9 protein-coding genes are annotated in these 13144 nt (G+C 58.6%); 3 read left to right on the top strand and 6 right to left on the bottom strand.

What is annotated here, in order from left to right; translation table 11 throughout:
• Nucleotides 1-121: 121 nt before the first annotated feature.
• Nucleotides 122-1414 (bottom strand): aspartate aminotransferase family protein, encoded by a 1293-nt coding sequence (locus KF688_15705; protein ID MBX3427122.1) that lies wholly within the window; start codon nucleotides 1412-1414, stop codon nucleotides 122-124.
• A gap of 155 nt (nucleotides 1415-1569) precedes the next feature.
• Here KF688_15705 and KF688_15700 point away from each other — a divergent pair, with 155 nt between their 5' ends.
• The 3 genes from KF688_15700 (at nucleotide 1570) to KF688_15690 (ending at nucleotide 4846) form a co-directional block, all read left to right on the top strand.
• Nucleotides 1570-3102 carry a M81 family metallopeptidase gene (locus tag KF688_15700; protein MBX3427121.1) on the top strand — a complete coding sequence of 511 codons (1533 nt, stop codon included), beginning with the start codon at nucleotides 1570-1572 and terminating at the stop codon, nucleotides 3100-3102.
• Between the two features lie 62 nt (nucleotides 3103-3164).
• A complete protein-coding gene (locus KF688_15695; GenBank protein ID MBX3427120.1) occupies nucleotides 3165-4022 on the top strand; it encodes a succinylglutamate desuccinylase/aspartoacylase family protein in 858 nt (285 codons plus the stop codon).
• Nucleotides 4019-4846 carry an SDR family oxidoreductase gene (locus tag KF688_15690; protein MBX3427119.1) on the top strand — a complete coding sequence of 276 codons (828 nt, stop codon included), beginning with the start codon at nucleotides 4019-4021 and terminating at the stop codon, nucleotides 4844-4846. Before KF688_15695 ends, KF688_15690 begins: the two co-directional genes overlap by 4 nt.
• A gap of 130 nt (nucleotides 4847-4976) precedes the next feature.
• Here KF688_15690 and KF688_15685 read toward each other — a convergent pair whose 3' ends face one another.
• The 5 genes from KF688_15685 to KF688_15665 are packed head-to-tail and all read right to left on the bottom strand — an operon-like array spanning nucleotide 4977 to nucleotide 12959.
• Entirely contained in the window at nucleotides 4977-8084 is a 3108-nt protein-coding gene (locus KF688_15685; GenBank protein ID MBX3427118.1) for a type I restriction endonuclease subunit R, read from the bottom strand.
• Between the two features lie 3 nt (nucleotides 8085-8087).
• Nucleotides 8088-9068, bottom strand: coding sequence for a DUF4435 domain-containing protein (locus tag KF688_15680; protein ID MBX3427117.1), 981 nt, complete (start codon nucleotides 9066-9068; stop codon nucleotides 8088-8090).
• On the bottom strand, nucleotides 9065-10423 hold the full coding sequence (locus KF688_15675) for an AAA family ATPase (GenBank protein ID MBX3427116.1): 1359 nt from the start codon (nucleotides 10421-10423) through the stop codon (nucleotides 9065-9067). The genes KF688_15680 and KF688_15675 overlap by 4 nt, the downstream gene beginning before the upstream one ends.
• Complete coding sequence (locus tag KF688_15670) at nucleotides 10411-11784, bottom strand: restriction endonuclease subunit S (protein MBX3427115.1); 1374 nt, start codon at nucleotides 11782-11784, stop codon at nucleotides 10411-10413. The genes KF688_15675 and KF688_15670 overlap by 13 nt, the downstream gene beginning before the upstream one ends.
• A complete protein-coding gene (locus KF688_15665; protein ID MBX3427114.1) occupies nucleotides 11781-12959 on the bottom strand; it encodes a DUF1016 family protein in 1179 nt (392 codons plus the stop codon). The genes KF688_15670 and KF688_15665 overlap by 4 nt, the downstream gene beginning before the upstream one ends.
• Nucleotides 12960-13144 lie beyond the last annotated feature (185 nt).

Genomic DNA, 13144 nt, shown 5'->3' with positions numbered 1-13144 from the left:
TCGTAAGGCCTGCCGCGACGCTCGTACTCGGCGAAGTTCGCGGGATTGTCGGATCGGAGTCGATCGCGTCGTCAATCGGCCTTGCACCAGCGTTGAGTACTTGTAGCGCAAATCCTGAGTCTTACGACAAGAGGACTTGCATGCTCACGTCGATCGCCTCTTTCGCGAGCGTTAACGCCTCGTCGTCGTGGCTGGCGCCGACATACCAGCGACCGTCGGGAAGCAACAAGACTCCTCGATCGAGCATTGCCATCTGAAAGCGGTCGCGAAGCGACAAGCTGGCTCGCAGCGTGTCCCGATAGTCTCGCGGTCCCGTCTCAAGTCCCCAATGCAGGCTGAATACCGTTTCCACGCCGGACAATGCGAGCGGTAGCCCGTTCCGAACGCCTCCGTTCTCGATCGCATTGCGAAGTTCTCTGCCATGCCGCTTCATCCCCTCAAACACACCGGGTTCCGCCAGTGCTTGGAGTGTGGCATAGGCGGCCGCCAAGCAGATGGAATTGCCATTGTAGGTGCCGGCGTGAATCGTGCGTCCGTCGCGAAGAACGTCGAACATGTTCGCTCGCCCCCCGACGGCCGAGAGCGAAAAGCCGCCGGCGATCGCCTTTCCATAGACCGACAGATCCGGTTCAAGCTGATAGAGTTCCCGTGCGCCCCCCAGCGCCACGCGGAACCCCGTGATCACTTCGTCGAACACAGACACAGCGCCGTGTTCGCGGCAGAGATCAATGACGGATTGAAGAAAGCCTGACTTCGGCTCGCAACAGCCGCTGTTGGCCAGCAGCGGCTCGGTCAAGACGCAAGCAATCTCTTGGCCTCGGTCGACTAACAACTCGCGCAACGCAGCGACGTCGTTCCAAGGTAGAACGAGAGTCTGCCCGTACTCGGACCTGGGCTGACCCCCGCAAGTCGGCTGGGTTTCGCAAGAACCGCCGGTCGCGGGGTGATAGCTGACCAGCACGTTGTTCATCCAACCGTGATAGTGGCCTTCGAACTTGACGATTTTGTCTCGCCCAGTAATGGCTCGGGCGATTCGGATGGCTGCTTGTACGGCCTCGCTGCCGGTATTTGAGAAAATTACCTGCTCAACGCCAGGAACGATGGTCGTGATGAGGCTCGCGAGTCGGAGCTCGAGCTCATGCTGCGCTCCGAATGTATAGCTTCGCGACAATTGCTCGACGATTGCCGCATTGATTCCCGCGTGATTGCTGCCAAGTATCAAAGGCCCCCAGGCGAGCGTGTAGTCCAGCAACCGCCGCCCGTCGACATCGAAAAAATAAGGCCCGTCGGCTCGGTCGAAGTACAGCGGCAACGGCGTCGCTTTTCTGCGCATCCCGCTGGACACGCCTGTGGCCAGGACTTTCTGTGCCGCGGCAAACAGCTGTACGGAATTGGGAACGTCGCGGGCATCCATCGGACACAACCATCGTGAAAGGTCGTTGCGAAATTGGCTTTCGACTGTTATTTTACCCAATGAACAAACACTGAGCTACCTGATACGTTCATCTGGGAAACGAAACGCGGCAGTTCGAGGTTCGACGGCCCGCTGCCGGAGTTGTCGAGGATTGCATGCGGGTCGGAATCGTAGCGCTTCTGCAAGAAACGAACACGTTCGCTCCCGGAGTGACCACGCGCCGGGATTTCGCTGCCGACGTGTTGTTGCACGGAGAAGCGATTCGCGAGCGATTCCGAGACGCCCACCACGAAGTCGGCGGATTCTTCGCCGGACTCCAGGAAGCTGGCGTCGAAGCCGTGCCACTCTTCGCGGCTCGAGCGGTCCCCTGGGGACCACTTTGTGCAGCAGACTATGGAACTCTGCGGCGAGAACTAATCGGAACGCTCGCCGCCGCCGGTCCTTTAGACGGCATATTGGCTGCGGCTCACGGTGCGACGGTCAGTGAGAACGTTCTCGACGTGGACGGCGATTGGCTGTCGGCAGTGCGGCAAGCATTGGGGCCTGATGCTCCGTTGATTGCCACGCTGGATCCCCATGCCAATTTATCGCCTGCCATGACGGCGGCCTGCACCGCGTTGGTCGCCTATCGGACGAACCCTCATCTCGATCAGCGCGATTGCGGCATCGAGGCGGCTTCGTTGATGGCTCGGACGCTCCAAGGCGAGGTGCGGCCGTGTCTAGCCGCAGCGTTTCTCCCTCTAGTCATAGCAATCGAGGCACAGCACACGGCAGAATCGCCCTGTCGAGAGTGGTTTGCGCAAGCCGAAGACGCCCGCTATCGCGACGACGTCCTGGCGGCCAACGCGCTGCTTGGTTTTCCCTACGCTGACGTTCCCGAACTCGGTGCGTCGACAATCGTGGTCACAGACAACGCCCCAAACCTTGCAAAGCGATTGGCGAACGAACTGGCCGATCACGCTTGGCTGCACCGGCAGCAATTCCAACGTCAGTCGATGTCCATCGCAACGGCCATCGAGAAGGCTGCTGTTGCTTCCGGGCCTATCTGCCTGCTGGACATGGGGGACAACATCGGGGGAGGCGGGCCGGCTGATGCCACGGAGTTAGCTCATGCAATTCGCCACGCTGCCATCGGGCCCAGCCTCGTCTGTCTCTGCGATGCAGACTTCGTCGCAATTGCACAACAAGCAGGAATTGGCGCACAGGTCACAGCTGCCGTCGGCGGCAAGCACTGGAAGTCCGCCGGGCTGCCGTTATGCGGGACTTGGACAGTGAAGAACCTAACCTCCGGGCGGTTCGCCGAAGCGAAACCGCGACACGGCGGTTTCACGGAGTTCGATCAAGGGGCGACGGCTGTCGTCACCGACGGGTCGGTGTTGACGCTGATCGTCACGTCTCGACGCATGCCGCCTTACAGCCTTTCTCAAATCACCAGTTGCGGGCTTGACCCCAGTTTGTTTCGTATTCTGGTCGCCAAGGGAGTCCATGCACCTACGGCCGCCTATCGCGAAGTTTGCTCGCAGATGATTCGAGTTGATACGCCGGGATCAACAGCAGCCGACTTCACGCGTCTTGAGTATCATCGTCGGCGACGACCGCTCTATCCCTGGGAGGATCTAAGCCGCTGGAACGACGACTTCTCCACGAATGCTGAACACGCCCCCCTTCCTCGCGATGAGGAAAGGTGAGTGCGATGGAAGTCGAAAGGACGACAATCTCAGGCCCTGTCAGCGGACCTCGTCTTCTCATCATGGCGGGCGTACATGGCGACGAACTTGAACCGATCCTCGCCGTCCGGCGCCTCGCACGACGCCTTCGCCGCAGTCCGCCGCTTGCGGGCAGCGTGACTCTCGTACCGATTGCCAATCCGTCCGCTTGTCGCCTCAAGCAACGCTGCGGCAGCGATGGACTCGACCTAGCCAGAACATTTCCCGGTCGTTCACACGGCAGTCTGACCGAGCGAATTGCCTGGGAACTGACAAAACTGATCCAATCCGCCGACTGCTTGATCGACCTGCATACAGGCGGCGCGAAATACGATCTCTGGCCTCTGGCAGGCTATCTGCTGCATTCCGACCCGCTGGTCTTAGCCGAACAGCGTAGAATGGCACGGGCCTTCAATCTACCCGTCGTTTGGGGAACCGACGCTAACGTGTCCGGGCGATCGCTCTCGGCGGCGCGCGACGCAAATAAACCGGCGATTTACGTAGAATACCGCGGAGGGAGGGCAGTCGATCGGGTCGGCGTGGAACGCCTCGTGGACGGTTGCCTGCACGTCATCGCAGCACTTGATATGAGTCGTCTGCCGGAAGCGACATGCCAAGTGCGTTATTTCGCAGAAGACGCCCGGGCCGGCGCCGGGCATCTCCAAGCCGCTCATCCGGCCCCTGTAGTCGGCCGCTTTTCCGCTGTCGTACAGCCTGGAGATCAAGTGACGAGAGGCCAACTCTTGGGAGTGATCAAGACGCAAACAGATCAATCGATCGAGATTCGTTCCCAGCAGGATGGACGCGTTGTCTGTATTCATCGGCCGACGCCCGTGACGGCTGACGAGGGTGTGGCCGTCGTGGTCAGTTTTCTTTCGGCGCCAGTCGCGGAGCAGCTATGACAACTACGGAATCGCCAGTCGTTCTAATTACCGGTGCATCTCGCGGCATTGGCTTGGCAGCCGCTCAGGCCTTTTCGGCAGCAGGATATCGCTTGGCGACCGTGGCGACCGACGCGTCCGCGCTTGCTGAAGCAGGAGCCCGACTGCCGTCTCCCCCATTTGTACTCGCCGGCGACTTGAGCGACTTCTCCTTCTTGGAAACTGTCGTTCCGAAAACGATCGAACAATTCGGGCGGATTGACGTGCTGGTGAACAATGCAGCCTGGCGCTCGCTGGGCTCGCTGCGGCGAACCTCTCTGGACGACTGGGAGCGTACCCTGCGGATCTGCTTGACTGCGCCGGCTTTTCTCTCTCGTTGGGCAGCGGCCGATATGGAACGCCGCTGCCGCGGAGTCATCCTCAATGTCGGCAGTATCATGTCGCAGCAGGCGGTGGGCATTTCGCCCGCATACGTCGCTTGCAAAGGAGCCCTCGAATCGCTGACTTACGAACTGGCCGCGCTCTACGGTCCCGCTGGCATCCGGGTCGTGACGATACAGTCCGGGGCTATTGACACCGACTTAAGCCGCGACCTCCGTCAAGATGACCAACCCGACGCCATTCGCGAGTTCAGCGAAGATATGATCATGTTGCAGCGGTGGGGCCGAGTGGAGGAAATCGCTAGCGTCCTGTTGTTTCTGGCCGGCGAAGGTTCGTCTTACATTACCGGGACGACAATTGCGGTCGACGGCGGTTGGCTACGACAACATCTTCCGTTGTCCCTAAAGCGAGAACTCTTTGAAGCTGACTTCAGCAGCAACCGTTCAACCCACGGGGAGGAATGACGGAGTCGTGTCGCCTACGGCGTGGGCTCGGAAGGCCAGTAAGTGGCATTCGAAAAGGGTTCATCCTCGCTGTTGGTGAACGATTTGGGCGCGATCTGCATGGTGGTCTGCGAGGTCGTCACGACAAGTGTTACGCAGCCCAGTCCGCACAAAGTAACTCCGCCTGCTTCAGCACCGTCTCGGTCGCCTGGGCCTGCTTGTCGGGCGGGTAGCCATACTTCTTGAGGATGCGTTTTACGAGCACGCGGAGTTTTGCTCGCACGCTTTCCTTCACGGTCCAGTCAATCGTGACATTGCGGCGAACCGATTCGACGAGTTCGCGGGCAATGTCACGCAACGTGTCGTCGCCGAGCACCTTCACGGCGCTGTCGTTGACCTCCAGCGCGTCGTAGAACGCGATTTCGTCTTCGGTGAGACCAAGCTCTTCGCCGCGGTCCTGGGCGGCGCGCATGTCCTTGGCCAAGTCGACGAGTTCGGCGATCACCTGGGCGGCGTCAATTGACCGATTCTGGTACTTCTTGATCGACTTTTCGAGCATCTCGGCGAACGACCGCGACTGCACGAGGTTCTTGCGGGAACGGGCCTTAATCTCGTCGCTCAACAGTTTCCGCAGCACTTCCAGCGCCAAGTTCCGCTGGGGCATGTCGCGAACTTCGGCGAGAAACTCGTCCGACAGAATCGAAATATCGGGCCGCTCCATGCCGGCGGCGGCGAAGATGTCGATCACCTCGTCCGACGCGACGCTGCGGGAAATAATTTGCCGCACGGCGGCGTCCAGGTCTTCCGGCGTCGGGCCGCCTCCGCCGCTGCCGCCGAGCTTGGCGAACTGTGCCCGCAGGCACTGGAAGAACGCCACCTCCTCGCGAATCTTCACGGCCTCGTCGTGCGTCGCCACGAGGGCGAACGCCTTCGATAGCTCGGTGACGGCCTGCACAAAGCGGTTCTGGCCGTCGTCCTGCTGCAAAATAAAATCCATCGCGGCGGGGATGACGCCGACTCGCTCCGACGCCGTGCCGGTGAAGAACGCCGAATAATCGAAGCCGTGCATCAGGCCGGTGACGACCTCGTACTTCTCGAAGAGCACCTCCAACGCTTCGTCGATGGGAATGCCCGTGTCGTCGCGGTCTTGCTTGGTGTACTGGGCGAGCGCCTTTTTGAGTTCGGCCGCCAGCCCCAAGTAATCGACGATCAGCCCGCCCGGCTTGTTCTTAAACACCCGGTTCACGCGGGCGATGGCCTGCATCAGGTTGTGGCCGCTCATCGGCTTATCGACGTACATCGTGTGCATGCACGGTGCATCGAACCCCGTGAGCCACATATCGCGGACGATCACCAGCTTGAGCGGGTCGTCGGCCTTCTTGAACCGCTTGGCCAGCGCCTCGCGGCCCCGCTTGGGGCGGATGTGCTGTTGCCAGTCGGTCGGGTCGCTCGCCGAGCCGGTCATCACGACCTTGAGCGTCCCCTCTTCGTCGGCGTCGCTATGCCAGTCGGGCCGCAGGCGAACCAGTTCCTTGTAGAGTTCGACGCAGATTCGGCGACTCATGCAAACGATCATCGCCTTGCCGTCCATCACCGCGAGCCGCTCGGCCCAGTGGTCGACGATGTCCTGGGCAACCAGCTTGATCCGCTTGTCGCTGCCGACGAGTTTTTCGAGGGCGGCCCACTTGGTCTTGAGCTTCTCTTTGGCAGTCTGCTCCTCCCCCTCGGTGATGTCCTCGAACTCTTCGTCGATCTTCGGCCGCTCGGCCGCGTTCAACTCCAGCTTCGCGAGCCGCCCTTCGTAGTAAATCTTGACCGTGGCCCCGTCCTCGACGGCCCGGCTGATGTCGTACACGTCGATGTAATCGCCAAACACGGCCTTCGTGTTCTTGTCGCCAAGCTCAATCGGCGTGCCGGTGAACCCCAGATACGAGGCGTTCGGCAGGGCGTCGCGCAGGTGCTTGGTAAACCCGTAGCTGATCTCGCCGGTCTTCTTCGCCTTGGCGTAGTGGCCGTACTGGCTGCGGTGGGCCTCGTCGGCGATGACGACGATATTCCGCCGGTCGGAAAGCACTGGGTACGTCTTCGCCCCCAACTCAGGATCATCGTCAGGGGCGAACTTTTGCAACGTCGTAAACACCACGCCCCCCGACGCGACGGCCAGCAGCTTCTTCACCTCGTCGCGGTCGTCGGCTTGCGTGGGCTTCTGCCGCAGCAGTTCGTGGCAACCGGCGAAGGTGCCAAACAGTTGCTCGTCCAGGTCGTTGCGGTCGGTAATCACGACGATGGTCGGGTTCTGCATCCCCTGGTGCCGGATCACCTTGCCGGCGTAAAACGCCATTGTCAGGCTCTTGCCCGACCCCTGCGTGTGCCAGACGACGCCGACGCGGCGATCCCCTTGCGGCGACACGGCCGCAAGCGTGCAATCGACCGCCTTGTTCACGGCATGGAACTGGTGGTACCCGGCCATCTTCTTAGCGATGTTCGGCCCGTCCACCTCGAAGACGATGAAGTGCCGCACAAGATCGAGAAACCGGCCCTGCTCGAAGACGCCGCGCACCAGCACGTCGAGTTCCGGCTTCCCCTTGGGGGCGATGTCGCTGCCGTCCACGGTGCGCCACGGCATGAACCGATCCCAGCCGCCGGTGAGCGAGCCAATGCGGGCCGTGATGCCGTCGCTGGCCACCAGGCAGACGTTGTAGGTCATCAACGTCGGCAATTGCGCGATGTAGGTCTGCAACTGGGCATAGGCTTTTTGAGTCGTTGCGTTCTCGTCGGCCGCGTTCTTCAGCTCGATCACCACCAGCGGCAGGCCGTTGACGAACAGCACCACGTCGGGGCGACGATTGTGCTTGTCCTCGATGACGGTGTACTGATTGACCGCAAGCCAGTCGTTGTTCGCCGGCTTCTCGAAGTCGACCAACCACACCTTGTCATGCACGGTGCGGCCATCGGCCTGATACTCCACATCGACGCCATCGACCAGCAGTCTGTGGAACCGGCGGTTGTTCTCGATGAGGCTCGGCGTCTCGGTACGCAACACGCGGCGAAACGCCTCGTCCAGCGCCTCGGCGGGCACTCTGGGGTTGATCCGGGCCAAAGCGTCGCGCAGCCGATCACCAAGAATCACCTGCTCGAACGAATCGCGCTCCGCGGCCGGTTCGTCCGGCGCGATCTCCGGGCCGTGCAGAATGGCATAGCCGAGTTCCTCGGCCCATTCCAGTACGGCTTCTTCAATGGTGGATTCGGTGAATGCCATAAGCTACTTCTGCTTTGCAATGTACGCGCAGTACGTCGATTCTACAAATCGTCTTAGACCATCTGGGATTCTGGCGCGCGGTCCTATAATCGCCATGCCATTCTTCTGTGAAAACGTAACATTCATTCGCGGACGTGAGGTCAATGACGCGCATAAGGACACAGCGTCTCGATTTGCAGCGTTACAGAATTCGACTAGAAACCACAGAACGTACTTGCCGCGTGTAAGCCTCTTGTAAGCGTTCGCATTCCGCAGCTCGGTCTCGAAGGGATGCGTGTCAATTGAACAGTCATGCGGCACCTTGCATTGTTCATGAATGTATTGCACTACATCGCGTTTACCTCGCGGCATTCTATTCTCTCGCAGAATACCTCCCTGTATTTCAAAGAGGTCCTGCATTCGAATATCTGACAGGTTTGCTCTCACTCCTTTTCGGCGCCAAGCAAGAATCCATGCCATGACGGAGACAAGGGAATCCAGAAACGTGTTGAATTGCTGTTCAAACAAATCGCATAGCGTGTCTACGTCGCTATGGATGGTTGAAGCGAAGCCGCACAATTCCGTCAGGACGCGACGTGCTGTTGCGCGATTGACGACATCGATCTCAATCGAATAGCCCTCTGTGACGTAGATATTGCGATCTGACGGAGTACGCTCTCGCGTAAGGTCAGACAAGTCGCGATCCACAAAAAAGCAAATCCGTGCCTTCTGGAATCGCCGCCAGTCGATATCCTTGTGAATCCGTAAAACGGAGTCTTTGTTGCCAGCAGGCCACAACTCGACTTCCCAGCAGCTTGGGAGTAACTGCTCTATAAAGCCCCGATAAAAGGCCGGGTCTTCACGACCTTCTACGAAGCCATAGACCACCTTGCGAGTCTTGGAAAATCTAGCCAAGAACTCATGGTAGCTGGCGATCTTTGACGAAATTGCTGCGGCATGTACCGCAGTCATCGGTATGGCCGCTGTCGCTGCCTTGGCCTTCATGTCACGAACTCTCCGAGTCCATGCGCGTACTTCCTTAGCTCATTGTCATAAATAAAGGGTGAGTGGGTGACTGCAACCAGCCCTGAGCAGTAACCACCGTTTCTTATGTCGAGAAGGAAACGACGTTGCCACGGCACTGACAGTGATAGCTCCGGCTCGTCGATTAGAACGAAATAGTCATCGGTGCCAGATAAATATAAGTGACTAAGAAGTGATACGATTTGCTTCTCCCCCGAAGACAGATGATGCAATTCGATCTTGACGTCCTCGGCAACTCTTGATGTCGGAAGGATAGAGAATGAGAATTTGGATGTGTCGTAGTGAAAGTCTTTGTCCACTAAATACTCGTTGCACACACGACAGAAAGCAGCGATGCGAGCCTCCTTTGCCTCAAGCTCCGCGTGAAACTCCATAAGTTTTGCAAAGTAGTGGCAGATGACCTTAGTGTGCTCGGTCTGCGCCTCACCCTTCTTTACACCATCGATGATTTCGCGCAGGTGCTGCTTGTTTTCGGACGATAGAATGTGATCCTGAATGCGATCGAGGATGCGCACCACTGTCTCGTCGGGAGCGCCCTTGATACTCTTGAGCTTCACTTCAGAGTACTGCTTCTCTACCACATCGCCTAAATACCCAAACGTCAGATTATTGAGCCGTTCTCGCGCGAATGCATTTAGTTGCTGAAGCGTCTCCGAAATCGCGCGCTCAACATCCTTCATGCCGAATTCAATCAATTCAACAAAGGTATTGTCGCCTCGTCTAGCTGAAAGCATTTCTCGTCGATTGCGCAGCTCTCTTTCATCCATACCTTTGAAGATGAGATGTAGCTCTTGCTCGATGCGGCGATAGGTGGGAAGGTACAGGAGTTGGGCTGTAAGTGCATCGCGAATGCCCTCCAATATCTTGCGAATGGGAGCGGATTTTCCTGTCGCTTGCGACAGCTCTTCAATTTCATGTAGTACAAACTGCAGTGGAATGTCGTATTGATGGCAGAGTAGTTCTAGCTCTGGAGTGACAAGGCGGCCTTCCTTTTCTTCCACAAGTGCAATAAACCTTCTTCTTACATGGGGAGGTAACCGTCGTGAGAGACGGCGATCAAGTCCATCCAACGACTTTGCGAAATCGGAGTACTTAAGTACATACCGCGTTCCTCCGATCGTGATAGCCAACTCGGAGAACCGATATCTGGCGATCGATGGCCATTGGCCCGAAAGGAGGTAATACAACAGGTGTAGGATCGTAGTTTTCCCAGCGCCGTTCTCGCCGACCAAAATGAGTGTGTTATCCTTGAGGTGAAGGTCAACATCCTTCCTGCCGTGTAGTGCTTTGATCTCAAATCGCGTTATGTGTGACATTTAAGTATCCTTAGTAAATAGAGTTCAGCGCGCCCGCTCAATAACACTGGTAACAGCCGATCTCGTGCCGCCGTCAGTGTTAGCGACTCTTCATCGTTCTGCTTCATTTGCGAAAGAGCCATCGAAGCAAACGCGCCAAATCGGTCGGCAACTCCGTTGGACGGGACGATAACTGGGTATGTGTTGAGGCAGTTAGCCGGGACTCGCTGCCGTCCGGATGTCCCCGTCATGTTCGTAATGAGGTGCTGCCGGAAGTCGTCGTTGCGGGCGAGGAAATACCCAAACTCTGCCGGCAGTGGGTCTTTCGGGCACAGAACAATATATTCTGTCGACCCGGCCCCAATTTCTCCGTCGTTGAGGAAGTCGACGTAGGCCGTCTTGCCGTTCTCCAAGCAAGGCGTGATGCGTGCGACGAGCGTATCGCCGTTCTTGAACTTCGTCCCTGAGCCAAACGGTCGACGTTCCCATGCAAGAGCACGGGCTGAACGAGTCGGCATATTCGCCATTTCAAGCCATGGTGCCTCGACACCTTTCGGCAGAGTACGAGAAGGATTGACCTCGATAGCATTGGGAACTGTCGTAGCACTCCACCCCTTCGGGATCGGCCCCAGCGTTGATTCCTCAAACTCATCCGGAAAGAGTTCGGCGATTTTGGGGTCGAGGTTGGGGAGGGCTTCGCGGCTGACGCGGGGGTTGTCCCAGGTGGGGTGCTGGCGGCGGACGGCGGCTTTGGCGTGGACGGGGTCGAAGTCGACGAACCAACTCTTGAACAACCGCCGGGCCAGCGACTCCAGCGTCTCATTCATCCGCCGGTTCAACTCGATCTTGTCGTCGATCGAGCCAAGAATGTCGGCTATGCGGCGTTGTTCGATGAGGGGCGGAAGCTCCAACGGAAAGCGACGCAGGATGCCCTCGTTGAGATTCGGCATGACAGCACCAACTGCATGCTGTTTGAGCCATGCGATTGACTCGTCCCATGCCAAACGGAATGAGAGGTAGGTAGGATCGATGTCTCCATCAAGGATGCGGAGTAGTATTGCGCCAGTGCCACATATCCAGCCCTCATGCTGAGGTTCGACTATTGCAGAATACCCGGTTGCTTGAACTCCGCGGCGGGCAAAGAGGATGTCTCCAGGTTTCAGGCGATGTCGTCCCAGTTCATTTGCTTTTTCGAGTTTGATCTGCGGTACGCCGTCAGTCCGAAGCCGGCGATGTCCGATTGCCTCGGTCGGAACAACGGGGACGCCAAGCGGACAGTAGTCGTGCTTGTGAAGCTGTGAACCAAACGGCCCCGTTTGAATGAGCAACTTCCCCTCATCGACAAGCTCACCGAGGGTTTGCATCTTGTGTGTTCCGATCATGACTTCGCCCCGGAACGTGGCGGCTTCCGCTTCTTGCTTTTGCCCTTGGCTGGCTTCTTCTTTGTCGGCTTTTTCCCCTTCTTTTGAGGGACCTTCTTCGCCGTGGCCTCCACTGCCCCAATCTCCGCCTCGATCTCCTCGACAGTCGGCAAGGCCGACTGCAAGGCCGGCGGCAGTGCCCGCGTGAGTTCGTAGCTCGATACGCCAATCGGCTTGTCGATGCCGGAGAGGGCGTACTCGGCCAGCACGTTGTCCTTCGACTGGCAGAGAATGAGGACGATGGTCGGCTGGTCGTCGGCGTGGCGAAGTTGGTCGTTGACGACGTTGCAGTAGAAGTTGAGCTTGCCGGCGTACTCCGGCTTGAAGCTCCCCTTCTTGAGGTCGATTACCACGAAGGCCCGTAGCCGCAGGTGATAGAACAGCAGGTCGATGTAGTAGTCTTCCTCGCCCACGTCGAGCCGGTACTGCCGGCCGACGAACGCGAACCCCTGCCCCAGCTCCAGCAGGAATTTTTCCAAGTGGGCGAGCAGACCCGTTTCGAGTTCCCGTTCTTGGAACGGCTCGGTGAGGGTGAGAAAATCGAAGATGTACGGGTCTTTGAGCGCCTGCTGGGCGAGGTCGGATTGCGCACCTGGGAGAAGCTGGTCGAAGTTGGTGACCGCCTTGCCGGCCCGCTCGTGGGCCTGGCTGTCGATCATCAGCGTGAGAATGTTGCGGCTCCAGCCGCCCGCGAGCGTTTGCTCCATGTACCAGCGGCGGTGGGCGGGGTTCTTAACCTTCTCCAGCAGCCAAGCATGGTGCCCCCACGGAACGGCCCAAAGCAGCGAATCCCCGGCAGTTTTTGCCACAGCTTGCGGCAATTTCTGGCCGGTCGGCAATTTTGCCACAGCTTGTGGCAAAATTAGGGCTGGATCGGGATACTCCCGAAAAAACGCGATCATGCGGCCGATGTTCCGCGCAGAAAAGCCCTTCACTTCGGGCAGTTCGTTGCAAAGTTCGGCAGCCAGCCGGGGGATCACCGACGCGCCCCAGCCCTCGGTCTGCTGGCGCTCGTCGATAAGGCGACCGATGTCCCAATAGAGGCGAACCAGTTCGGCGTTGACGGCGGTCATGGCCCGGGTCTGGGCCGACTGGATGCGGAGTTTTACGTCGCCGAGCAGGGCGGCAAACCCCATGGGCAGGGCGTCGTGCTTGGCCGTCGCTGGAAGCCGCTTCTTGGTCATACGGCCTCCGGGGATCGAACCCTTCGGAGATTCCGAAGAGTTGGCATGGCGCGAGGGCCAACTGTCCGGAAACCCCGGATAGTTGGTTTGCGAACCGGTACAAGCATCACTTGCACGATTTCGACGGCCGGATTTAA

This window comes from Pirellulales bacterium (assembly GCA_019636345.1).
Classification (GTDB): Bacteria; Planctomycetota; Planctomycetia; order Pirellulales; family Lacipirellulaceae.
The sequence above is the reverse complement of the archived record's forward strand: the minus strand, read 5'-3'. Positions and strand labels throughout refer to the sequence as shown.